This window comes from Ensifer sesbaniae (genome assembly GCF_013283665.1).
GTDB classification, from domain to species: domain Bacteria; phylum Pseudomonadota; class Alphaproteobacteria; order Rhizobiales; family Rhizobiaceae; genus Ensifer; species Ensifer sesbaniae.
In genome coordinates this window covers 2,769,838-2,793,858 of the sequence record NZ_JABEKU010000001.1, presented here as the reverse complement: position 1 = coordinate 2,793,858, position 24,021 = coordinate 2,769,838, and the positions used below count along the sequence as shown (strand labels likewise).

The 24,021-nt window shown below is 63.0% G+C and carries 20 protein-coding genes; 11 read left to right on the top strand and 9 right to left on the bottom strand.

All coding sequences use genetic code 11. The features are described 5' to 3' along the window. Nucleotides 1-105 precede the first annotated feature (105 nt). Complete coding sequence (locus BHMPCIPO_RS13580) at nt 106-1,212, bottom strand: ABC transporter substrate-binding protein (RefSeq protein WP_173517235.1); 1,107 nt, start codon at nt 1,210-1,212, stop codon at nt 106-108. Nucleotides 1,213-1,525: 313 nt separating this feature from the next. Next, complete coding sequence (locus BHMPCIPO_RS13575) at nt 1,526-2,404, bottom strand: MurR/RpiR family transcriptional regulator (RefSeq protein WP_173517234.1); 879 nt, start codon at nt 2,402-2,404, stop codon at nt 1,526-1,528. A 175-nt stretch (nt 2,405-2,579) separates the two neighbouring features. Here BHMPCIPO_RS13575 and BHMPCIPO_RS13570 point away from each other — a divergent pair, with 175 nt between their 5' ends. From BHMPCIPO_RS13570 to BHMPCIPO_RS13535, 8 genes are all read left to right on the top strand, one after another. Further along, on the top strand, nt 2,580-3,353 hold the full coding sequence (locus tag BHMPCIPO_RS13570) for an N-formylglutamate amidohydrolase (RefSeq protein ID WP_173518168.1): 774 nt from the start codon (nt 2,580-2,582) through the stop codon (nt 3,351-3,353). Nucleotides 3,354-3,466: 113 nt separating this feature from the next. Next, nucleotides 3,467-5,020, top strand: a complete 1,554-nt coding sequence (locus BHMPCIPO_RS13565) for an amino acid permease (protein WP_173517233.1) — start codon at nt 3,467-3,469, stop codon at nt 5,018-5,020. Nucleotides 5,021-5,207: 187 nt separating this feature from the next. Next, nucleotides 5,208-6,572 carry a glutamine synthetase family protein gene (locus tag BHMPCIPO_RS13560; RefSeq protein WP_173517232.1) on the top strand — a complete coding sequence of 455 codons (1,365 nt, stop codon included), beginning with the start codon at nt 5,208-5,210 and terminating at the stop codon, nt 6,570-6,572. A 205-nt stretch (nt 6,573-6,777) separates the two neighbouring features. Then, a complete protein-coding gene (locus BHMPCIPO_RS13555) occupies nt 6,778-8,163 on the top strand; it encodes an aldehyde dehydrogenase family protein (protein WP_173517231.1) in 1,386 nt (461 codons plus the stop codon). Next, nucleotides 8,160-9,305: an iron-containing alcohol dehydrogenase gene (locus BHMPCIPO_RS13550; RefSeq protein WP_173517230.1), complete on the top strand. Its 1,146-nt coding sequence runs from the start codon at nt 8,160-8,162 to the stop codon at nt 9,303-9,305. The genes BHMPCIPO_RS13555 and BHMPCIPO_RS13550 overlap by 4 nt, the downstream gene beginning before the upstream one ends. 339 nt (nt 9,306-9,644) lie before the next feature. Next, nucleotides 9,645-10,391, top strand: coding sequence for an AAA family ATPase (locus BHMPCIPO_RS13545; RefSeq protein WP_173517229.1), 747 nt, complete (start codon nt 9,645-9,647; stop codon nt 10,389-10,391). A 185-nt stretch (nt 10,392-10,576) separates the two neighbouring features. Beyond that, nucleotides 10,577-11,296 (top strand): ParA family protein, encoded by a 720-nt coding sequence (locus BHMPCIPO_RS13540; protein WP_173517228.1) that lies wholly within the window; start codon nt 10,577-10,579, stop codon nt 11,294-11,296. A gap of 412 nt (nt 11,297-11,708) precedes the next feature. Next, on the top strand, nt 11,709-13,229 hold the full coding sequence (locus tag BHMPCIPO_RS13535) for a globin-coupled sensor protein (RefSeq protein WP_173517227.1): 1,521 nt from the start codon (nt 11,709-11,711) through the stop codon (nt 13,227-13,229). Nucleotides 13,230-13,421: 192 nt separating this feature from the next. Here the strand turns inward: BHMPCIPO_RS13535 and BHMPCIPO_RS13530 are convergent, their stop codons facing one another. The 4 genes from BHMPCIPO_RS13530 to BHMPCIPO_RS13520 all read right to left on the bottom strand — a co-directional run bounded on the left by BHMPCIPO_RS13530 (nt 13,422) and on the right by BHMPCIPO_RS13520 (nt 17,862). After that, nucleotides 13,422-13,952 carry a dihydrofolate reductase family protein gene (locus tag BHMPCIPO_RS13530; RefSeq protein ID WP_173517226.1) on the bottom strand — a complete coding sequence of 177 codons (531 nt, stop codon included), beginning with the start codon at nt 13,950-13,952 and terminating at the stop codon, nt 13,422-13,424. Between the two features lie 223 nt (nt 13,953-14,175). Beyond that, entirely contained in the window at nt 14,176-14,565 is a 390-nt protein-coding gene (locus tag BHMPCIPO_RS33660; protein WP_312033030.1) for a cupin domain-containing protein, read from the bottom strand. 90 nt (nt 14,566-14,655) lie between these two features. Then, a complete protein-coding gene (locus BHMPCIPO_RS13525) occupies nt 14,656-15,945 on the bottom strand; it encodes an NAD(P)/FAD-dependent oxidoreductase (protein WP_173517225.1) in 1,290 nt (429 codons plus the stop codon). Nucleotides 15,946-16,434: 489 nt separating this feature from the next. Beyond that, nucleotides 16,435-17,862, bottom strand: coding sequence for a L,D-transpeptidase family protein (locus BHMPCIPO_RS13520; RefSeq protein WP_173517224.1), 1,428 nt, complete (start codon nt 17,860-17,862; stop codon nt 16,435-16,437). Nucleotides 17,863-18,029: 167 nt separating this feature from the next. On the opposite strand from BHMPCIPO_RS13520, the gene BHMPCIPO_RS13515 reads away from it, so the two are divergent. The 3 genes from BHMPCIPO_RS13515 (at nt 18,030) to BHMPCIPO_RS13505 (ending at nt 20,394) form a co-directional block, all read left to right on the top strand. Then, nucleotides 18,030-18,872 (top strand): DUF4432 family protein, encoded by an 843-nt coding sequence (locus tag BHMPCIPO_RS13515; protein WP_376741658.1) that lies wholly within the window; start codon nt 18,030-18,032, stop codon nt 18,870-18,872. 201 nt (nt 18,873-19,073) lie between these two features. Next, nucleotides 19,074-19,412: a protein tyrosine phosphatase family protein gene (locus BHMPCIPO_RS13510; RefSeq protein WP_173517222.1), complete on the top strand. Its 339-nt coding sequence runs from the start codon at nt 19,074-19,076 to the stop codon at nt 19,410-19,412. 91 nt (nt 19,413-19,503) lie between these two features. Then, nucleotides 19,504-20,394, top strand: a complete 891-nt coding sequence (locus BHMPCIPO_RS13505; protein ID WP_173517221.1) for an endo alpha-1,4 polygalactosaminidase — start codon at nt 19,504-19,506, stop codon at nt 20,392-20,394. On the opposite strand, the gene BHMPCIPO_RS13500 is transcribed toward BHMPCIPO_RS13505, so the two are convergent. The 3 genes from BHMPCIPO_RS13500 to BHMPCIPO_RS13490 are packed head-to-tail and all read right to left on the bottom strand — an operon-like array spanning nt 20,391 to nt 23,968. Then, nucleotides 20,391-22,037 (bottom strand): thiamine pyrophosphate-binding protein, encoded by a 1,647-nt coding sequence (locus BHMPCIPO_RS13500; protein WP_173517220.1) that lies wholly within the window; start codon nt 22,035-22,037, stop codon nt 20,391-20,393. The two genes, BHMPCIPO_RS13505 and BHMPCIPO_RS13500, sit on opposite strands and share 4 nt — an antisense overlap. 30 nt (nt 22,038-22,067) lie before the next feature. Next, complete coding sequence (locus tag BHMPCIPO_RS13495) at nt 22,068-23,021, bottom strand: DMT family transporter (RefSeq protein WP_173517219.1); 954 nt, start codon at nt 23,019-23,021, stop codon at nt 22,068-22,070. A gap of 11 nt (nt 23,022-23,032) precedes the next feature. Beyond that, the gene (locus tag BHMPCIPO_RS13490) at nt 23,033-23,968 is read right to left on the bottom strand and encodes an alpha/beta fold hydrolase (RefSeq protein ID WP_173517218.1); all 936 of its coding nucleotides are present in this window, start codon (nt 23,966-23,968) and stop codon (nt 23,033-23,035) included. Between the last annotated feature and the right edge of the window lie 53 nt (nt 23,969-24,021).

Sequence of the window (24,021 nt, the reverse complement as noted above, 5' to 3'; positions counted from 1 at the left end):
TTGTCGACGCGGGCGTTATTGGTGTTCTAAGAAGTTGAATTCCTTACGAATAACGTAAGTGCCCCGACCGGAAAACCGGTCGGGGCGACATCTCTGTGGAAAGGCTTACTGGACGTTCGTGCCGACGACGGCGTCCCAGCCGCCGGTGACGGCAGCCTTGTTGGCGTCGACTTCTTCGAGCGTCGGGAAGTAGGCCTTTTCATAAGACGCAGCCGGTGGCAGGGCGTCGATCAGTTCCTGCGGAACCTTGCCGGCCTTGACCATGGCGTTGAAGCGAGCCGGGTGGCAGAAGCCCTTCAGCCAGCCAAGCTGGCCTTCGTCGGAATAGAGGTGCTCCATCCACAGCTTGGCGGCGTTCGGGTGCGGCGCATAGGCCGAGATGCCCTGAACGTAGACGCCGGCGAGAACGCCGCTGGCCGGAACGACGACTTCGGTCGGCGGGTTGCCGGCAAGCGTCTTGCCCCAGCCGAGGGCGTTGTAGTCCCAGGCGACGATGATCGGGGTAGAGCCCTGGGCGAGCGTGCCGGACTTGCCGATGACAGGAACGAAGTTGCCGGCCTTGTTCAGTTCGGCGAAGTAGCCGAGACCGGCCTCACCGGCTTCCTTGCCCGCCTTCGCGCCCTTGGCGAGACCGGCGGCGAGAACGCCGAGGATCGCCTGGTTCGAGGCACGCGGATCGCCGGCGAGAGCGACCTGACCGGCATATTCCGGCTTCAGCAGGTCAGCCCAGTCCTTCGGCGTGTTCTGGACGAGGTCCTTGTTCACGAGGAAGGACATCACGCCGTAGTAGTCGCCGTACCAGTAGCCTTCGGCGTCCTTGACGGTATCGGGGATTTCGTCCCAGGTGGAGACCTTGTAAGGCTGCAGCAGGCCTTCGGCCTTCATCTGCGGACCGAAGGCGAGACCGACGTCGACGACGTCAGGAGCCTGCGGACCCTTGTTGTCCTTGTTGGCCTTGACGGCCTCGACTTCGTCAGCGGAGCCGGCGTCAGGGTTCAGTTCGTTGACCTGGATTTCCGGATACTTGGCCTTGAAAGAGGCGATGACGTCGCCATAGCCGCACCAGTCGTGGGGCAGGGCGATGGTGGTCAGCATGCCTTCCTTCTTGGCGGCTTCGATGAGCTCGGCGCTCGGCTCGGCTGCGGCAATTGCGGTCGTCGCCAGGAAAACGGCGGTGGAGAGCGAAAGCAGGCGATGGGTCTTTGAAATCACTGGTGTTCTCCTTATGGGTTTAGTCAATTTCGTTGGGTTTTCAGTCGATTTCGGCTACAGCGACCTTTGCGCGTCTTATCAGACGCGCAAAGGTCGCTGTAGGACTTTGATTTGCTGCATGTCTTCGTCCTTAAATCGAGGTCGATTTAAGGAGACATGCATTAGGCTGTTAAAGAGATGCGATGAAAGTAATGTGACAGCGATTTTTCCGTTCGCGCCGCCTATGTCGTTGGAAGAACATTTGTTTTTTTTGATCCGGCGGGCCACTGTCGCACAACTGTATGAAATTCCGTGAACGGGTCGGCGAGCTCTCCTAGACAGGTTTGCGAAAGATGCGGGTGGAATCGAACAGGCCCTCGAGCGTCTTCATCCGATCTCGGGTTTCCTCCCAGTTCGAACTCTGCACGGCCTCGATCAGCGCTTCGATCAGGAACAGGATCACCACCGAGCTGTCCCAGGCCGAGGGCACTTCGATCTGCGAGCGGAACACGCGGGAGGCGGACTTGGCGACCGGCGAGGTCCAGCGATCGGTGAACAGGACGATCTCGACGCCACGCTCGCGGGCGGATTTGGCGAGCGTCGCCATCTCCTGCTCGTAGCGGCGAATGTCGAAGAGAATCAGCACGTCGCCGTGGCGCATGTCGAGCACGTAGTGCGGCCAGGCGCTGGCATTGGAGGCGATTTCGGTGACGCCCGGCCGGATGACCTGAAGGTGGGTGAAGAGATAATCGGCAAGGGCGTGGGTGATGCGTCCGCCGAGCAGATAGATGCTGCGCTTGCGGTCGGCGATCAGGGCGGCGGCCTCGTCGAAATCCTGCGGCTCGATCTGTGTCAGCGTCTCGCGCAGGTTGCTGGTGATCGCATCGGCGAAGCGATTGAGCGTATGGGTGCCGGGTGCATTGGCGGCCCAGCGGTCATGCTTGGCGATCGGGTTGGAAATCGTCGCTTCCAGTTCCTGGTGCAGCCTCGCCTGGAAATCCGGAAAGCCGCGGAAGCCGAGCTTTTGCACCATGCGTGCGACGGTGGGGGTCGAAACACCGGCGTTCTCGGCGACCGTGGTGATCGAACCGAGCCCCGAGACGGGATAATTGTCGAGAAGCGTCTCCGCCAACTGCTTCTCCGCGCGGGTCAGCGCAGTGAAGTGGGCAGTGATCACATCCGACACCGTCGTGGATGCAGCCTTGCTGGTCAAATTGTCTCCCCTGAACCGATCTAGAGCCGGTTTATGACAGATTAAACATCGCTGTCACAATTGGAGTCAATCGCAATTTTGAAGAGATCGTTTCAGATTTCGATTGACACTCGTCAGACTCTGAAGAATTCTTTTCATTAACGAACGTCTAACGGGGCAATAGGGGATGCCGGTGTTGACGCGACTTTTGACCGAAGCAGATGGCGATCCGGTTGCGATCGAAAACGCCGCCGGGAAGGGTGATGTCGTGCTCGTCTGCGAGCACGCCTCACGCCGTCTACCGGAGCGCCTGGGAACGCTGGGCCTCACCGAGCAGGCGCTCGAAAGCCACATCGCCTGGGACCCCGGCGCGCTCGCCGTTGCCAAGTTTCTCGCCGCCAAGCTTGATGCGGCGCTGATCTATCAACGCTTTTCACGGCTTGCCTATGATTGCAACCGCCCGCCCGAGGCCGAGGCGGCGATGCCGGTTATGAGCGAAATTTACGAGGTCCCGGGAAACCGCACGATGTCGGCCGAGGAGCGCCAGGCGCGCGTGGACGAGATCTACCGGCCGTTCCATGACGCCGTCGCGCGGTTCGTTTCCGAACGCAAGGCGGCCGGCAGGCCGCCCGTCCTCGTGACCATGCACAGCTTCACGCCCGTCTATTTCGGCAGGCCGCGGGCGGTCGAGGTCGGCATCCTGCACGATGCCGACAGGCGCCTCGCCGACCACATGCTGGGGCTCGCAACGAAGGGCCAGGTTTCCTACGACATTCGTCGCAACGAGCCCTACGGGCCCGCCGACGGCGTCACCCATAGCCTGATCGAATACGGCGTCCACAACGGACTGCCGAATGTGATGATCGAGATCCGCAACGATCTCATTCGCAACGAAATCGGCCAAAGGGTCATGGCCGATTACCTGGAAGGATTGCTCCGCAAAGGCGCAGCGGCACTTTCAGCACAATAAAAGACCCTGGGGAGCGGCATGGCCGCGGTCCTGTTCCGGCTCTCCGGACCAGGTGGTTGATGGGACCCAGCCGCAATGGGGCGGCCTGGTCTGAAGAAATCAGGGGAAGAGCAATGTCAGACTACAGTGAATTCGACAAAAAGCAGGACCTGAGCGTCTTGCACTCGATGGGCTATGCCCAGGAGCTCGAGCGGCGCATGAGCCAGTTCTCGAACTTCGCGGTGTCGTTCTCGATCATCTGCATTCTTTCGGGCGGCATCAACTCGCTGGCCCAGGCGACGGCCGGCGCAGGGGGCGCCGCGATCGGCATCGGCTGGCCGCTCGGCTGCTTCATTTCCCTGGTCTTCGCCGTCGCCATGGCGCAGATCAGCTCGGCCTATCCGACAGCCGGCGGTCTCTATCACTGGGGCTCGATCCTCGGCAACCGCTTCACCGGCTGGCTGACGGCCTGGTTCAACCTGCTCGGCCTCGTCACCGTTCTCGGCGCGATCAACGTCGGCACCTACTACTTCTTCATGGGTTCCTTCGGCGCACCCTATTTCGGGCTGGAGGACACGATCACCACGCGTGTCGTCTTCCTGGCTGCTATCACCGGCGTCCAGGCGCTCGTGAATCACATGGGCATCGGGCTCACCGCCAAGCTCACGGACTTCTCCGGCTACCTGATCTTCGCAACGGCGATCCTGCTTGCCGTCGTCTGCCTCGCCGCTGCCGACAGCTATGACGTTGCAAGGCTCTTCACCTTTTCCAACTATTCCGGTGAAGCGGGCGGCAACGTCTGGCCGCAGACGTCGGGCACCTGGGTCTTCCTGCTCGGCCTGCTCATGCCGATCTACACGATCACCGGCTACGACGCTTCGGCGCATACCTCGGAAGAAACGGTGAAGGCCGCCCATTCCGTGCCGCGCGGCATGGTCTCGTCGGTGCTCTGGTCGGCGCTTTTCGGCTACATCATGCTCTGCGCCTTCGTGCTGATGATCCCGAACATGGACGAAGCCGCCAAGCAGGGCTGGAACGTCTTCTTCTGGGCCATGGACAGCCAGGTGAACCCTGTCATCAAGGACATCCTCTATCTCGCCATCCTCGTCAGCCAGTGGCTGTGCGGCCTGGCGACGGTAACCTCGGCGTCCCGCATGATCTTCGCTTTCTCGCGTGACGGCGGCCTGCCGGCCTCCAAGGCGCTCGCCAGGGTCAGCCCGACCCACCGCACGCCGGTCGCGGCCATCTGGACGTCTTCGATCCTCTCGGTTCTGTTCGTCTGGTTCACCTCGCTCGATTTCATGAAGATCGGTGAGACCCCGGTTTACACGATCGTCGTCTCGTGCACGGTCATCTTCCTCTTCTTCTCCTTCGCGATCCCGATCACGCTCGGCCTCTTCGCCTGGGGAACCTCGAAGTGGGACAAGATGGGGCCGTGGAACCTGGGCGAGGCCATGTTCAAGCTCTTCGCGGTGCTGTCGATCATCGCGATGGTGCTGATCTTCGTCATCGGCGTGCAGCCGCCGAACGATCTGGCCCTCTACGTGACCGTCGGCTTCCTGATCCTGACCGGCATCATCTGGTTCGGCTTCGAAACCCGCCGCTTCCGCGGTCCGCCGATCGGCGACGAAGTGGCACGCCGTCAGGCTGAAATCGCCGCTGCCGAAAAGGCAGTCGGTGAAGTCTAAGCAACAACCAATGGGCGGGAGCGCGACCGCGACTTCCGCCTTTTCTTTGCGGGCTGGAACGGGATGAGGAAAAGCGTGCGGTTCTGCCGCATCCCGCTCCACCTATTCGAACAGAGCACGTTCATGCGGTCCAACAATATCGTCACTCAAGGGAACGGCCGCGTGACCAAACATGGGATGGAAGTTGATGAGCTATACGTTTGATGAGTTGAAGGAAGACGTCGCTGCCGCCCGCATCGATACGGTCCTCGCCTGCCAGGTCGACATGCAGGGCCGCCTGATGGGCAAGCGCTTCCACGCGCAGTTTTTCGTCGACGGCGCCTGGAAGGAAACGCATAGCTGCAACTACCTGCTGGCGACCGACATCGAGATGGAGACCGTTCCCGGTTACAAGGCGACGAGCTGGGAGAAGGGCTACGGCGACTATACGATGAAGCCGGACCTTTCGACGCTGCGTCGTATCCCCTGGCTCGAAGGCACCGCACTCGTGCTCTGCGACGTGCTCGACCACCACACCCATGAGGAAGTGGCCCACTCGCCGCGGGCGATCCTGAAGAAGCAGGTCGCGCGCCTCGAGGCGATGGGGCTCAAGGCCTATATGGCGAGCGAGCTCGAGTTCTTCCTGTTCGACCAGTCCTATGACGATGCCCGCCATTCCGGCTACCGCGACCTGCAGCTCGCCAGCGGCTACAACGAGGACTACCACATCTTCCAGACGACCAAGGAAGAGGACGTGATGCGGGCGATCCGCAATGGTCTTCAGGGCGCTGGCATCCCGGTCGAGAATTCCAAGGGCGAAGCCTCCGCCGGCCAGGAAGAGATCAACGTGCGCTATGCCGATGCGCTGACGATGGCCGACCGCCATGCGATCATCAAGAATGGCTGCAAGGAAATCGCCTGGTCGCGCGGCAAGGCCATCACCTTCCTCGCGAAATGGAACTATTCGGCCGCCGGCTCCTCCTCGCATATCCACCAGTCGCTCTGGAGCCTCGACGGCAAGTCGTCGAAGTTTTACGACGAGGGCGGCAAATACGGCATGTCCGAGATGATGCGCCACTATGTGGCCGGCCTGCTCACCCATGCGAGCGAGATCACCTATTTCCTGGCGCCCTACATCAACTCCTACAAGCGCTTCATGGCCGGCACCTTCGCACCGACCAAGGCGGTCTGGAGCAAGGATAATCGCACGGCCGGCTATCGCCTCTGCGGCGAGGACACCAAGGCGATCCGCATCGAATGCCGCGTCGGCGGCTCGGATCTCAATCCCTATCTCGCCTTCGCGGCTTTGATCGCGGCCGGGATTTCCGGTATCGAGAACAAGATGGAACTGGAAGCGCCCTTCGTCGGCGATGCCTATGGCGGCAAGGATGTGCGCGAGATCCCGCGCACGCTGAGGGATGCGACCGTGGCGCTGTCGGAATCGAAGATGCTGCGCGCCGCCCTCGGCGACGACGTCGTCGAGCACTATGCGCGGGCCGCACGCTGGGAACAGGAAGAATACGACCGCCGTGTCACCGACTGGGAGGTCGCGCGCGGCTTCGAAAGAGCGTAAGGAGGGCGCGAGATTTGCCCCTCACCCTAACCCTCTCCCCGCCTGCGGGGAGAGGGGACCTGCCCTGCGAATCGGGCTTGGTTGGGAGAAACGGCGCGGCATATTTCCTTCGCCCCGCTTGCGGGGAGAAGGTGGCCGGCAGGCCGGATGAGGGGCGGCCGCAGCACCGAACGAGAATTCCGATGGAACAAACAGGAAAACGATCATGAGCATGATCAAGTGTATTTCGCCGGTGAACGGCGAGGTCTATGCAGAACGCCCGGCGATGCCGCTGGACATGGCAAAGCAGGTGGTCTCCCGCGCCCGCCAGGCGCAGAAAGCCTGGGCGCGCCGGCCGCTCGACGAGCGCGTCAACCTGGTGCTGGCAGGTGTCGCCCGGCTGAACGAGATGGTCGACGAAGTGGTGCCGGAGCTTGCCTGGCAGATGGGCCGGCCGGTGCGCTACGGCGGCGAGTTCAAAGGATTCAACGAGCGCTCGAACTATGTCGCGGCGATTGCCGCCGATGCACTGAAGCCGCTGGTGATCGAGGAGAGTGATCGCTTCGAGCGCCGCATCGCCCGCGAGCCGCACGGCGTCGTCTTCGTCATCGCGCCCTGGAACTATCCCTACATGACGGCGATCAACACGGTCGCGCCGGCGCTGATGGCCGGCAATACCGTCATCATCAAGCATGCGAGCCAGACGATCCTCGTCGGCGAGCGCATGGTCCGTGCTTTCGACGAAGCCGGCGTTCCCGCCGACGTCTTCCAGAACATCTTCCTCGACCATGAAACGACGGCGGCGCTGATCGCCGCCAAGAGCTTCGACTTCGTCAACTTCACCGGTTCGGTCGAAGGCGGCCGGTCGATCGAGCGCGCGGCCGCCGGTACCTTCACGGGGCTTGGCCTGGAGCTTGGCGGCAAGGATCCGGGCTATGTCATGGAGGACGCGGACCTCGACGCTGCCGTGGACACGTTGATGGATGGCGCCACTTACAATTCCGGCCAGTGCTGCTGCGGCATCGAGCGCATCTATGTGCATGAATCGCTCTATGACGCCTTCGTCGAGAAGTCGGTCGCCTGGGTTTCCAACTACAAGCTCGGCAACCCGCTCGATCCGGAAACGACGCTCGGGCCGATGGCCAACAAGCGCTTTGCCGCGACCGTGCGCGAGCAGATCGCCGATGCCGTCTACAAGGGCGCCAAGGCGCTGATCGATCCGAAGCTCTTCCCTGAGGATGACGGCGGCGCCTATCTCGCGCCGCAGATCCTCGTCGACGTCGATCACTCCATGGCCTTCATGCGCGAGGAGACCTTCGGGCCCGCCGTCGGCATCATGAAGGTGAAGAGCGACAGCCAGGCGATCGAGTTGATGAACGATTCCCAATATGGCCTGACGGCCTCGCTCTGGACCAAGGATGCCGAACGCGCCGCGCGCATCGGCGCCGATATCGAGACCGGCACGGTCTTCATGAACCGCGCCGACTATCTCGACCCGGCGCTTTGCTGGACGGGCGTCAAGGAGACCGGCCGCGGCGGCTCGCTCTCGGTCATCGGCTTCCAGAATCTCACCCGCCCGAAATCCTACCATCTGAAGAAAGTCACGGCATGACCATCACCGCCAACTGGAGCTACCCGACCGCCATCAAGTTCGGTGCCGGCCGGATCAAGGAGCTTGCCGACCACTGCAAGGCGGTCGGCATGAAGAAGCCGCTGCTGATCACCGACCGGGGCCTGGCGCCGATGGCGATCACCCAGAACGCGCTCGACATCCTCGACGCCGCCGGCCTCGGCCGCGCGATCTTCGCCGAGGTCGATCCGAACCCGAACGACGTCAACCTCGAAGCCGGGGTGAAGGCGTTCAAGGACGGCGGCCATGACGGCGTCGTCGCCTTCGGCGGCGGCTCGGGCCTCGACCTCGGCAAATGCGTGGCCTTCATGGCCGGGCAGACGCGCCCGGTCTGGGACTTCGAGGATATTGGCGACTGGTGGACACGCGCGAGCGTCGAAGGCATCGCGCCGATCGTCGCTGTTCCGACGACGGCCGGCACCGGCTCGGAGGTCGGCCGCGCCAGCGTCATCACCAATTCCGCAAGCCACGTGAAGAAGGTGATCTTCCATCCGAAGTTCCTGCCGGCAGTGACGATCTGCGACCCGGAACTGACGGTCGGCATGCCGAAGGTGATCACCGCCGGCACCGGCATGGATGCCTTTGCCCATTGCCTGGAAGCCTATTCCTCGCCCTTCTACCATCCGATGTCGGCCGGTATCGCGCTCGAAGGCATGCGGCTCGTCAAGGAATACCTGCCGCGCGCCTATAAGGACGGAGCCGACATCGAGGCGCGCGCCAACATGATGAGCGCCGCTGCCATGGGGGCGGTCGCGTTCCAGAAAGGGCTCGGCGCCATCCACTCGCTGTCGCATCCGGTCGGCGCGATCTACAACACCCATCACGGCATGACCAACGCGGTGGTGATGCCGCCGGTCTTACGCTTCAACCGCCCGGCGATCGAAGACAAGATCGCCCGCGCTGCTGCCTATCTCGGCATTTCCGGCGGCTTTGACGGGTTCTACGACTATGTGCTGAAGCTGCGCGAGGAACTCGGCGTTCCGGACAAGCTCTCGGCTCTCGGCGTCGGCACCGACCGCATCGACGAGATGTCGGAAATGGCGATCGTCGATCCGACGGCCGGCGGCAACCCGGTCGAGCTGACGCTCGACGCCGCAAAGAAGCTCTTCCGCGAGTGCATCTGATGTAAACTTCCCGGCGCCTCCGGACCAAGGCGCCGGTTTCTCCTACTGCATGTCTCCTTAAATCGACCTCGATTTAAGGACAAAGACATGCAGCAGATCAAAGTCCTACAGCGACCTTTGCGCGTCTGATTAGACGCGCGGCGCTGTAGTTTAGATAGCTCAAAAATACCACTTGCCATTGCAGGCGATTTGTCACCTAATCGTCACGGAACTGTCATGATTTGGTTCCGTGAAGCGCTCCGTTTACCGTTCGTTTACCTCCATCTGGAACGCTTCCATTAGGATGTGCGTATGTATTCGGCCGCCGTGTTTCGCGGTCGTGGCGAGTAGGGTCGACCGATGGCAATTATTTCCCTCGCGAATGCGAAGGGGGGAGCCGGCAAGACGACGGCAGCTTTGCTGCTGGCCTGCGAATACGCCCGGCGCGGCGACCGGGTCGCGGTTCTCGATTGCGATCCACTCGCCTGCATGACCGACTGGTTCCGACATGGGCGCCATGACGGCAATCTCTCCATCATCTCGGGCGTGACGACGACGACGCTCAGCGATCATCTCAGGCGGTTGCGCGGTCGGGCCGACCATGTGGTCATCGACCTCTCCGGTGCCGCCGACGTGCTCGTGGCGCTTGCGATCGGCCTTTCCGACCTGACGCTGATCCCGGTGCAGGGCTGCATCATGGACGCGCGTGGCGCCACGCATGTGCTCGAACTGATCCGCAATATCGAGAACAATGCGCGCGCCAACATCAACCACGCCGTGCTGCTGACGCGCGTCAACCCGATCGTGACGACCCGTGCCATGCGCAAGGTCAAGCTGGTGTTGGCCGAGAGCCGGATCCGGCTCGTCGATACCCCGCTGGTGGAGCGCACGGCGTTCCGCGAAGTTTTCGAGCAGGGCGATACGCTCCATTCGCTCGACGCGACCAGGGTCAGCAATCTGGCGAAGGCCCAGGCGAATGCGCGCGAATTTGCCGACGACGTGCTGGCGCTTCTCCATCCGGCGGGGGAGGCGGTGCGGCATGGCCCGTTCTCGTCGATGTGCTACCGCTCGGGGCGGACAGCCGACCCGGTCGTGCTGCCGGCGTGAGGGCCGGACCTCGGCTTTTTCCATCGAAATCGCAGGCGCCGGCGTCTCCCGGCAGGGTGACTGTCAGGTTTCGCGTTCCCGCGTTACCAATTCGTTAACCATGATCTGAAAGGTTTCGTTAAGAAGCGAACCGCCGGCCATGGCCGTCCGGTTCAGCGCGGAACACGCATAGAATGAGGAGTATCATGGCGGTCATTACTTTCGCCAATGCAAAGGGCGGCGCGGGCAAGACGACGGCAGCGTTGATCCTGTCGACGGAACTAGCGAGGCAGGGACATCGCGTCGTGGTTCTCGATGCCGATCCGCAGCGCTGGATCACCAGCTGGGCGGAAGTTTCCGGCCACATCGCCAATCTCACGGTCATCTCGCATATCACGCCCGGCTCGCTCGAATGTCATATCCGCGAGATGAAGGACGAGGCGGACTACATCGTCATCGATCTCGCCGGCGCGAAAGACCAGATCGTTGCTCTGGCCCTGGCCGTTTCCGACCACGTGCTGATCCCGGTGCAGGGCTGCGCGATGGATGCGAAGGGTGCCGCGCAGATCCTCGAACTGATCCGCCAGATCGAAGACCGGTCCGGCCACCGCATCAACCATTCGGTCGTGCTCACCCGTGTCAACTCGCTGGTTACGACGCGCGCGCTGCAGACGATCAAGGCGATGCTCGCCGAGCGTGGCGTCTCGGTGCTCGATACGCCGATCGTCGAGCGCGTCGCTTACCGCGAGATTTTCGATTGCGGCGGCACGCTGCAGTCCATGGATCCGACCCGTGTCAGCAATCTCGACAAGGCGCGCGAGAACGCTTTTGCGCTCGCGAAGGAAGTGCAGGCGCTGATGCCGGTCAAGACCCGTCGCTCCTGGGCCGCACGCGTTCCATCCTGGGCCTCGCGTCGCGCGGCCTGACCAGGCAAGGCGAAATAACCGCTGAAACAACGACGCAGTTGCGGACGCAAAACCGCTGGGGATTGTTCCCGCTCAACCGGAGTTGACGTTTGTCAGTTCCGGTTGAATCGTTGTTCAGTCTTCGCGAAAAAGCTGTCTCCTGTAAGGCTTCCTTTACCCTGGGCTCCTAACAGTGACTGAGGATACAGCTTGCCCTCAGCGATCATCGCAATCGGGCAATCGGCCGCCATGACTGCGGCCATGATCTGAGACGCGTCGCGCCGCCGATCCTGTCGCCATGATCCGCTACAGCGCCGCGCGTCTTATCGGATGCGCAAAGGTCGCTGATCACTTTGAACTGCTGCATGCTTTTGTCCTTAATTCGAATGTGAATGACGGAAACATGCAGTAGAGCATGCAGGGAAGTTCGTGCATGAAAACGGAACACGCCGCTGCCGGCACGCAAGACATTGCCGGTCGTCTGAATTTCATGGCGCTCGATGACGCCGCCAGAACGCGCCTCAAGGCGCTGAAGCCGATCCTGGAAAAGGAGCTCAAGCCGGCGCTCGACAAGTTCTACGGCAAGGTCAAGGCGACGTCGGAGACGAAGCGTTTCTTTTCCTCCGACGCGCATATCGACCGCGCCAAGGGCGCCCAGGTCGGCCATTGGGCCAATATCGTCGATGCCAATTTCAACGAAGACTACAGCGCCAAGGTGCGCACCATTGGCCAGGTGCACGCCCGCATCGGCCTCGAACCGCGCTGGTATATCGGCGGCTATGCGCTGATCGCCGAACACCTGATCACCGAGATCGTCAGGGCGTACTGGCCAAAGCGTGGCCTGTTCTCGCACAAGGCTACCTCGGCCGACGAACTGGGCGCCATGCTGTCGAGCCTCGTCAAGGGTGTCTTCCTCGACATGGACCTGTCGATCTCCGTCTATATGGACGCGTCCGATGTGACCAAGCAGCGCGCCGTCCAGGAGGAAGTTCTGGCGGCCGAGCGCGCACTGATCAGCAAGACATTCGGCGCCGCCTTGAAGAAGATCGCCGAGGGCGACCTGACCGCGCGCATCGGTGCCGATCTGCCGGCCGCCTATCAGGAGCTTGGCGAGAACTTCAACCACGCGATCGGCGAGCTCTCGCGCGCCATCGGCGGCATCGAGGCCGGTGCCAGCCAGATCCACACCAGCGCCAAGGAAATCGCGGCGGCCGCCGACGATCTTGCCAAGCGCACGGAGCGCCAGGCGGCAAACCTTGAAGAGACCGCGGCTGCGGTCGAGCAGGTGACGCGGACCGTCAAGCAGACCGCCGAAGGCGCCGATCGGGCGAATTCGACCGTCATTGCGGCGCGTGCCAATGCCGAGCAGAGCGGCGAGATCGTCAGCCACGCGATCGAGGTCATGCAGGAGATCCAGACGTCTTCCGCCAGTATCGCCCGGATCGTCGACGTCATCGACGAGATAGCCTTCCAGACCAATCTCCTGGCGCTGAACGCCGGTATCGAGGCGGCGCGCGCCGGCGAAGCGGGCAGGGGCTTTGCCGTGGTCGCTTCCGAAGTGCGCGCGCTTGCCCAGCGCTGCGCCGAAGCGGCCAAGGACATCCAGGACCTGATCGCCAAGTCGCGCGGCCAGGTGGACGACGGCGTGAACTCGGTCAACCAGGTGGCCCAGTCGCTGCAGCAGATCGTGGCGCAGGTGGTGGAAGTCAGCTCCGTCTTCGGCGCGATCCGCGCCAGCACCGCCGAACAGGCAACCGGCCTGCAGGAGGTCAACACCGCCATCGCGCAAATGGACCAGATCACCCAGCAGAATGCCGCGATGGTCGAACAGGCCAATGCCGCGAGCCAGGCACTGACGGGCGAGGCCGAGCACATCGCCATGCGGCTCAAGGCGTTCCGTACGTCGGGGCAGGTGCAGGTCAGCGCCGGCTCGGGTTATCGCGCCGCCGCGTGACGGTGCATTCCGCAATGACGAACGACGCCTCGGGTCAGTGACGGCCCGGGGCGTTTTTGTTTGTCACCCTAGACGGGGCGCGAGGTTAAGGCATGTCGCGCAAAAGTGCGCAGCAGCGGTTTTGCAATAGCGACACGCGAAACATCAAAAGCTTAAAGGGCAAGGAGCGAATCTGAACGATCGCGATCCGCTTTAGGCAGGAACGTAGGTGAGCCTCACCACATCCTCGTCAATCCGATCATGACCTACAAGGCGGAGCCGCGGCCGGGGGCCGGCGAAATAGGGGTTGCCGTGACCAAGCACGACGGGGTGCAGGTAGATCCGATATTCATCGATCAGGCCGAGTTCCGTGAGGCTATGCGCCAGGACCGGGCCAGCAACTTCGATCTCACCGTCGTGCTCGGCCTTCAACGCGCGGATCGCGCCTTCGAGATCACCCGCGACGAGCCGGGCATTGGGGCCGACAGACGTCAACGAGCGCGAGACGACCCATTTCGGCTGCTTGCGCCACGCCGCCGCAAAGGCCCGTTCGTCCGCATCCCATTCGGGATGCTCATCGTCCCAGTAGCGCATGATCTCATAAATACGGCGGCCATATAGGCTGCCCGCCTGGCGCCCAGCCTCCTCGATGAAGTGGCGGAAGAGCTTGGGACCTGGCGCAAACGCCATATGGTCGACATAGCCGTCGAGCGACTGGTTCATTCCGAACACGAGCTTAGCCATGGCCGCTTCCTTCCCTCGAATGGCACGTTCGCGCGGATCTGATTGCGATATGCAATCGGTTCAAGTTAAGCCGACTGATCTCAAATCACAAGTGGTTTTTGAAATGCGCATGAGGTGGCCGCACGGCTGCGTGAAGCGCATCGCATCTCGAGAGATGGGGCCTCGGGCCAGACATAATCATGGGCGTCGTGTTGCCCGCAATGCTGGCAGCCTGCCAGGACGGCTATGCCGAGGGTATCTCAAGACCGTTTGGTAGCGAAATCCAGATGACGGTTTGTGCCTCCGGGGAGTGGCGCGACAGATGGCCTCTGCCATGCGTGTCCTCAACCAACACGAAGTTCCCCGCCTGAACGTGGCGGATTTCTCCGTCGCTCGTCTCGTACTCTACTGCGCCATTCAGTCTGACCGTCAGCACGGGCTCAGGCACCGTATGCCAAGCAACCTCGCGCATGCCAGCCGGAATGTGGGTTATGCGGACGCGAGACGCAGGATAGCTACCCGTAATTTCGAATGGAGCGGCATCCGGATGCACTGATATCTCAGTCGTTGGCAACTCGATTTCATCGAAATGTGACTCGCCATCCGCGGCGGCATAAATGCGAAGGCACTTCATGCGGTTGGCTCCATCTCGTTCGCTGGGCTAAGGCGAAAGGTTGTCGTCGGGTGTTGGACCGGCTGACCGGCCCAACCCTCCAAGACCCGTTCAAAACCGCCGGTCGATGAAATGCTTGGCCTGGGCGCCGGCGTGGTAGAAGGCCGACTTTACGCCGCGCCAGGTGTCCGGGATTACCGGTGTTTCGGCGAGCGGGATCGCCGAGGTCTCGCCGGTGACGTGGTTGGCAAGCGCGCGGCCGAAGACCGTGCCAGGCGCAATGCCGCGGCCATTGTAGCCGCTGACGGAGATGACGTTCGGCGCGAGCGTGTGCATGGCCGGCAGGTTGTTGGTCGTCATGCCGATACGGCCGTCCCACCAGTATTCGAAGCGGAAATCGCCGATATAGGGGAAGAGCTTGCGCACCGAGCGGGCGGCAAACGCACGATGCGTGCCTTCGGCGATGGCGTCGAGCCGGCCGATCGAGCCGAAGATCAGCCGGTTCTGCTGGTCCATGCGGAACGAGGTCATGACGAGGCCGGTGTCCCATGCGCCCTGGCGTTCCGGCAGGATGCGGCTGGCGACCGAATCGGGCAGCGGGTTGGTGGCGAACTGGAAGTAGGGCAGGATCGTCAGCTCCTGCGTATGCGCCTGCCACGGCGTCTCGGCGAAGAGGCCGCCATAGGCGTTGGTGGCGAGGATCACTTGCTTGGCGCGCACGACGCCATTGCCGGCCTTCAGCACCCAGCTGTCGCCCTGACATTCGGCGCCGGTGAGCGGCGTATCGGTGTAGATCTCGGCACCGGCGGCAAGGGCAGCGCGGGCGAGCCCACGGGCGTAGGCGAGCGGCTGGATCGTGCCGGCGCGGCGATCGAGCAGGGCGCCGGCAAAACCCTCGGCGCCGGTCAGCGCATGCGCCCGCTCGGCCGAAAGCGCCTCGACCGGGGCGCCGCGCTTCTGCCATTGCGCTTCGCGATCCTTGATTTCCGTGACACCTTCGCTGCCGACCGCCATGTGCAGCGTGCCGTTGCGCACCGCCTCGCAGGCCATTCCGTGCTTTTCGACCAGTGCGTAAACCATCGACGGGCCGTCACCAAGCTCGGCGAGCAGCCGGTTGCCGGCCGCCGGACCGAGGGTCGAGATCAGGTCGTCGGGCTTCACCCACATGCCGGCATTGACCAGGCCGACATTGCGGCCAGAGCCGCCGAAGCCGATCATCTTTGCTTCGACGACCGTGGCCTTCACGCCCTTCTCGGCGAGGTGCAGGGCTGCCGAGAGGCCGGTAAAGCCGCCGCCGATGATGGCGACATCGGTCGACACATCGCGTCCAAGCGGCTTCGTGTCGGGCGCGGCCGGTGCCGTCGCATGCCAGAGGTTGGGCAGGGTACGCTCCGTCGCCATCGGGCAATCCTTCAAGTGCGGCCGGATGTCGGCCTATGGGTCGAGGTTTCTCGGTGATAGCCGATTGCGGGGAAAATTCTCATGACAATGTTTCATGAAGTCATGAGGCAAGGCCGGGCCTTGGCGGCATCGGAGCGCTGTGCGGTAGGGCGATGGAGAAAAACCGCAGCTGGGTCGTCGGCAGCTGCGGTCTCGTAAATGTATACGTCTGAAAAGTCTTTGCCGAAACCTCGTCTCGCTTCGGCGATATATCTTTAAAAACGCGCCTGTCGTGGATGGTCCATCAGGCAATCCCATCTTCTACGGCGTTTTGCCGAAGTCACTCACCCAATTGGGGGAAAGAGAGCAAAAAACGCTTTCGGCAGCGCCGCTTGGCCTACAACGCCGCCCGTCTTGCGCAGAGCTCGCTTCAGCACATTGAACTGCTGCATGTTTGTCCTTCGATCGGCTACGATTGAAGGAAACATCCAGTAGCCGAAGGCAAAGGCGTCAATCCACGAACTCGACGGTCACGCCAGGGCTGACCATCTTGGCGAGTTCGGTCGCATCCCAGTTGGTCAGGCGCACGCAGCCATGGCTCTGGGTCTTGCCGATCTTGGAGGGATCCGGCGTGCCGTGGATGCCGTAGGTCGGCTTGGAAAGCGCGATCCAGACGGTGCCGACCGGCCCGTTCGGACCGGGCTGCAGCGTGAGGATCTTGTCGTTGTTGCCCTGCTGGAAGTTGATCTTCGGGTTGTAGGTGTAGCCCGGATTGAGGGCGATGCGCTCGACATTGACGGTGCCCGAAGGCGATGGCGTGTCGGACGAGCCGATCGTTGCCGGATAGGCGGCGATCAGCCTGCCGGCGTCGTCATAGGCGAGCACCTGCTTGCGCGCCTTGTCGGCGAGGATGCGGGCGACCTTGCCGGTCTTGTTCGCACCCGGATTGATCACCTTGATGATCGTGCCCGGGATGGTGAAGTCGACGCCGGGGTTCAGCTCGCGCAGATAGGCCTCGTCCATGTGGAACTTCTCGCCGAGCATTTCCGTGGTCGAGGTGAAGGACATATGCGGCAGCATCGCCTTGTGGGCGTAGTCCTCCGGGATCGAGGCGACATAGGGGCCGGCGGCGTCGGCCGCGGTGATCGTATAGCTGGTGATCGGCATGCCGCCGTTCATGCGCAGCCGCTCGAGAATGTCCTCGGTATTGTTGGGGTCGAGCGTCTCGCCGGTCGACTGCTGCCAGGCCTCGATCGCCTTGGTGACGTTCGAGCCCATCTTGCCGTCGATCACGCCGGGCGAAAAGCCTTCGCGGTCGAGGAAGACCTGCAATGCGGTGATCTCGGCGCGCGACTTGCTCTTGACCGTCATTGCCGGCGGCATCGACGGGCGCATGGTCTCAGTGTCGTTCGGATCGATCGCAGCCTCTTCGGTGCCGTCGATCAGGCCCGGCAGGCTGTTCGGCAGCTCGTTGCCGTCGGTGGACGGCGGCACCACGTCGCGGTAGTCGGGGATGGAGCCGGTGACTTCGCCAGGCTCGGAATAGCCGTAGCCGCGCTCGGTGTCGCGGTAGCGCCGGTTCGAATAGATGTCGACGTCGCCCTCGCGGCGATAGCCGCCATAGTCACTTTGGCGACGGCGATTGGGCACCACGGTCGCGACCACGTTGCCCCAGCCATCGATCAAGAGCGTGCGCCCGCGGCTGTCGCGCATGGTCTGCACCTCGTCGGCGCGCGGCACGTAGTCGAGGATCTCGCCGTCGGGCGTGACCAGCATGACGTCGTCGCCATAACGGTTCCTGCCGCGATAGTCCTGCGCGAAAGCGGCCGCCAAATCCACGGCGAGAAAGCCGGCTGCGGCGAGAAGCGAGAGGCCGATGCGGGTCGCTGACGTCACGTGAGAACCTGTTTTCTTTGTAGTGAATGTGGCGCGGTACATTTGGATTTCGACGTTAATGTGAAAAAAATGAATTCATTATGAACAAGCGGTTAAATTCTATCTAGGCGGAGCAGACTTCGGCTTCAACCAAAGAAATGGGTCTCTCCTCAGCTATCATCTCCTGGTGATTGCAGTGATTCTGCGGCCGATGTGAGGAAGAGGATATGCTGAGAACGCTTGAAGAACCTGCGGATGGCCGAGAGAATCATGTGCTGTTCGACCGTCGGTCTGCGCTCGACATCGCCGCCTTCGTCGTCGATGGTGTCGACCTGTCGCCAGGCACTGCGATCCCCTCCGATGGCGATATCAGGATCGACCGGGCGCTCGCCGGATTTCTCTTTACCTGCGGCCCGGAACATATCCGCCATCCGGAAGCGGTCGAAGGTGGTGTGGAAGGTGCGCGCTACCCGCTGCATGGGTCGCTTGCCGGAACGGCGGTCAGCCGAACGGAGATGGCAACTGACGGAGCGGCGTGCACGGCGATGATCGAGGTGGCGCTTGCCGATGGCGGGCAAGCACGGGTCGAGCGGCGGTGGCGGATCGACGCCGGGCGGAACGAAGTCGTGCTCGAGGATCGCATCGTCAACGTCGGGACCGCGGCCTTTCCACCGATGATGATGTATCACGTCAATATCGCCGGCCGGCTGCTTGGGCCGCAAGCCCGTATCGTCAGCGCTTCGCTGGAAGGCGGGGAGAGCGCCTGGCGCTTCGGCAATGGCGAGAGCGCGCATTTCTGCCTGCTGGCGGCCGTTGGTTCCGATGGCTGGTCGGCCGCCACCCTTGCGGACGTTGCCGGGCTTGGCGGGCGAAATCTCCAGGTGCGGTTCCGGACCGATACGCTGCCGTTTCTGCAGATGTGGCGCTGCCAGCGCGGCGGAGCGGACGTGATCAGCATCGAGCCCGTGTCGCACCGCATAGCCAAGCGTCCGGAGCTTGCGGCGGCCGGAGAACTGATTCCACTTCAGCCGGGTGAGGCACGCAGCTACACGATCGCCTTCTCGGTCTTTTGACCTTGCTTCCGACCTGCAGCGCCGCGCGTCTAATGAGACGCGCGGCGCTGTACCACTTTGATTTGCTGCATGTCTTTGTCCTTAAATCGAGGTCGATTTAGGGAGACATGCAGTAGGGCCCTTGAGGCGCGGCTTTTGAATTGACGCGGAGAAGTGCTGCGCCTACATCAGAGACCACCACATTTCCTGAGGAAGACGACCATGGACATCCGCCAGATCAACGACGAATACTCGGTCTCCGGCCAGATCACCGTCGAGGATCTCGACCAGATCAAGGCGCTCGGCTTCAAGTCCATCGTCTGCCACCGCCCGGATTTCGAGGCGCCGGATCAGCCGACCTTCGATTCCATCGCCGCACGTGCCGAAGAGCTCGGCATCGAGACCATGCACATCCCCGTCGGCCCGATGGGCGTAACGGCAGAGGCCGTGACGCGCATGGTCGATGCACTCGACGAGTTCCAGCGGCCGATGCTCGGCTATTGTCGTTCGGGTGCGCGCTCGACGGCCGTCTACCAGCAGACCCAGCATATTCGCGGCTGAGCCCCGAGCGAACCCAAGCTCTCGCGCGCTCGTCTGTATCGTTCGACCTGCATGCGGCCGATGCGTTCTCGACGGAGTGGCTGGAAGACTGATGCCAGGTCTGCGGTACGGCAATTTTGCTCGCTTTGGAGCGTTGCTGCTCATGGCGCCGATCGTGAGCGCGGCCATCGGATACAGCGCGCCAGCCCGAACGTTCAGCAAGCCGCCGGCGAACGGGCGGCTCGACTATCAACTTGGCGGCGCCTACCCACCAGTGGCCGATGTGGCTATCGTCATTCGCGACCGTTTGGAAAAGCCCGCGGCGGGCAAATATAACATCTGCTATGTCAATGCCTTCCAGTCCCAACCTGGCGATGCCGGGTGGTGGCGCAAGAACCATCCCGATCTCTTGGTCAAGAAGGATGGGCAGTATGTGGTCGACCCGAATTGGCCGGACGAACACATCCTGGACACATCCACGAGTGCGAAGCGCGCGGCTCTCATGGACGTCGTTGGGCCGTGGATCGACAAATGCGCTTCGGACGGGTTCAAGGCAATAGAGCCCGACAACCTCGACTCCTGGATGCGCTCGAAGGGGGGGCTCACCCGGGCCGCAAACGTTGCGTTCGCTGAGTTGCTTGTCCAACGGGCCCACAAAGCCGATCTTGCGATCGCCCAGAAGAATGCCGCCGAATTGGCAGGGATCGGCGCTTCGCAAATCGGTTTCGATTTCGCGATCGTCGAGGAATGCCAAGTGTGGTCTGAATGCCATGTCTACACCAAGGCCTATGGCAATCAGGTCTATGAGATCGAGTACGATGACAACGATAAGGATTCCAACGGCAATGCGGCCGACCCGGTGAGTTTCTTCAACGCTGCGTGCCGGGCGCGGGGCAGCACGATTTCGGTCATCTATCGCGACAGGGATGTCGTTCCAGCAGACGCATCGGGATACGTCTACAAGGCTTGTAACGTTTATGGAGCTGGAGCGGCTTCCGATTAGCCGTTGCGGATATCCGTCAGCGTGCGCGTCGGCGTGATCGCTTCGGGGTCGAGCTTGATCTCGATGATCGACGGCTTGCCACTGGCGCGCGCCCTGAGGAACGCGTCGGCAAACTCTTCCGTCTTCTCGACCGTTTCGCCGTGGCCGCCATAGGCGCGGGCGAGCGCCGCGAAATCCGGATTGGTGAGGTCGGTGGCGCTGACGCGGCCGGGATACTCACGCTCCTGGTGCATGCGGATCGTGCCGTAGATGCCGTTGTTGACAACGACGGTGATAACAGGCAGGCGGTAGCGAACGGCGGTGGCGAACTCCTGCCCATGCATCAGGAAACAGCCGTCGCCGGCAAAGCAGATGACCTCGCGATCCGGATACAGCTGCTTGGCGGCGACCGCGGCCGGCAGGCCGTAGCCCATCGAGCCGGAGGCGGGCGCTGCCTGCGTCGCATAGCGGCGGAAGCGGTGGAAGCGATGCACCCAGGTGGCATAGTTGCCGGCGCCGTTGGTGAAGATCGCATCTTCGGGCACGTTCGCCTCGATCCAGTTCATGATCGGGCCCATCTGCACCGCGCCCGGTCCGGTTTCCGGCGGGGTCGACCATTTGAGATAGGCGGCGTGCATGGCTTCCGTGCGGGCGGCCCAGGCGGGTTCGCCTGCGGGGGCAAGGCCGTCGAGGGCGGAGACGAAGTCGCGCGGGCTTGCGGCGATCGCCAGTTCCGGCCGGTAGACGCGGCCGAGCTCGGATGTGTCCGGATGCACATGCACCAGCATCTGGCGCGGATAGGGGCTGTCCATCAGCGTGTAGCCGGACGACGGCATTTCCGAGAAGCGGCCGCCGAGAAGCAGCACCAGGTCCGCCTCCTTGATCTCCTTGGCAAGCGTCGGGTTGATGCCGATGCCGACATCGCCGGCATACATCGGGTGCATGTGGTCGAACAGCATCTGCCGGCGGAACGAGCAGCCGACGGGCAATTTCCACCGCTCGGCGAAGCGCTGGAATTCCGCAACGCTTGTCTCCGTCCAGCGGGTGCCGCCGAGGATGGCGATCGGCCGCTTGGCCGTGCTGAGCATCTCGCCGAGCCGTTTTACCTGCGCCGGGCCCGGATGGCCCTCGACCGGCTGGTAGGCCTTGGCGGCCGGCGCCTCGGCGCTGCGGGTCAGCATGTCCTCCGGCAGGGTTAGCACGACCGGGCCGGGACGGCCGGAGGTGGCGACGGCGAAGGCGCGGGTGACGAATTCGGGAATGCGGGCGGGATCGTCGATCTCGCCCACCCACTTGGCGACCTCGGTGAAGGCGCGGCGATACTCGATCTCCTGGAAGGCCTCGCGCTCGCGCGCTTCGCTCTGCACCTGGCCGATGAAGAGGATCATCGGGATCGAATCCTGCCTTGCGACATGCAGGCCGGCGGACGCGTTGGTCGCGCCGGGGCCGCGGGTCACCATGCATATGCCGGGCTCGCCCGTCAGCCGGCCCCAGGCATCCGCCATCATCGCGGCGCCGCCTTCCTGGCGGCAGACGAGCACGTCGATGTCGGTGTCGTAGAGCGCATCCAGCACCGCCAGGTAGCTTTCCCCCGGCACGCAGGCGATGCGCTTGACGCCATTGGCGACGAGGGCGTCGACGACGAGCTGTCCTCCAGTTTTCATGATCTTCCTCCCGATGGACTTTCTTTGTTGTCAGATGGCCGGCGACACCGCAGCGACGCTCGTGTCCTTGTGCACGCGGCGTTCGCGCCAGATGATGTAGAGGCCGGAACCGATGATGATGGCGATGCCGAGCCATTTCAGCGCGTCGGGCAGATCACCGAAGACGAGCCAGCCAAAAATCGTGGCCGAGACGATCTCCAGATATTGCAGCGGCGCCAGCACCGAAGCGGGGGCGGCACGATAGGCGTAGACGCCGAGCACGCCCGAGATGGTGGCGGTGACGCCGACTCCGAGCAGGTAGGCCCAGGTGTAGCCTTCCGGCCAGACCGGATCGAAGATGCCGGAGCCGGTGCCTTCGCCGAAATAGAGGAGCACGAGGCAGAGGAGGCCGCCCCATATGCCGGCATGAAACTGCATCGACCAGGGGTCCTCGTTCTGCGCCACCATGCGGGTGACGAGCAGGAACACGGCGAGGGCGAAGGCCGCGACGACAGGCAAAAGCGCGATCGGCCCGACCTCCTGCATGCTCGGCTGGATGACGAGCAGCGCGCCGAAGAAGCCGACGCCGCAGGCGGTATAGCGCCGCCAGCCGATCGTTTCCTTCAGGAAGACGCTGCCGAGGATCGTCAGGATGATTGGTTCGACGAAGAAGATCGCAATCGCGTCGGCGACCTCCATCACCTTCAGCGTGGTGATGAAGGAGAGCATGGTGACGACCAGGAGACCGCCGCGCAGCGCATGGAGCCCGGTCTTGCGCCAGGTGAGATCGAAGAGGCTGCCGCGGACGAGCACGATCGGCAGGATGAAGACGACCTGCAGCAGGAAGCGGACGGCGGTAATTTCGGCCGAGGGAACGGTGGTGATCGCCAGCTTCGCGAAAATATCGATCAGCGGCGACAACAGCACCGAGATCACCATCAGCGTCAGCCCGTAGGAGATGCGATTGTGGTCCGCCGCGATTTTGGGAAGGGATATGTCGGTCATGGGATTTCCGGTCAGCGCTTGCCTGCGACGACGCCCAAGCACCAGGCGGCAAAGTCCGCGGTCGCCTGTTCCCGGCCGAGTTCGTTCAGGGTCTCGTGGCGCATGCCATCATAGATGGTGACGGTGACGTTGCTCAGGCCTGCCGCTTTCATCCTGGTGCCGAGCCAGCGCACGGCGTTGCCCATCTCCGTGGACGGGTCGGCGCTGCCGCCGACGAGGTGGATGGGCAGGTCCTTGCGGAGGCGTGCCAGACGGTCGGGCCGGGCGCCGCCGAAGGACAGGCGAAAGAGGTCGAGCCAGAGCGAAACGGTCGCATCGAAGCCGCAAAGCGGATCGGCTACGTATTTCGCGACCTCGGCATCGTCGCGCGACAGCCAGTCGAGATCGGTCTTGCGATCCTTGATGGCGCCGCCCCACATGCCAAAGGTGAGCTTGGTCAGAAGCGGGCTCGGCACGTCGGACCCCTTCAGCGCCTTCTCGATCTTGAGGATCATCTGGCCGCCGCGGCCGGCAAGGCCGGGACGGAAATTGGAGTTCCAGACGGCGAGCGCGTCATAGAGGCCGGGGTCGGTCTCGGCGGCGTTGAGCGCGATCAGCCCGCCCATGGAATGGCCGAAAAGGATGACCGGCAGATCCGGATGTGCCGCGGTCGCCAGTGCCCGCACGGCCCGGATGTCGGCGAACACCTTGTCGAGACCCTCGCGGTTCGAGAACATGCCGAGCGGAGCGTCCGGCGCCCGCGTTCCGCCGTGACCGCGATGGTCATGGGCATAGACATGGAAGCCGTGCGCGGCCATGGCTTCGGCGAAGCGGGCGTAGCGGCCGGAATGTTCTGCAAGGCCGTGGCTGACGAGAAGGATGCCGCGGGCATCGCCGGTCGCCGGGAAATGGCGCCAGCTCAAGGTGGCACCTGTCGGGCTCTGATGTGTCTTCACCTGCCCGAACACGATTTCCCCCGGCAACAACGACAGACCATTTCGATATCAAATCGATTTGCAAG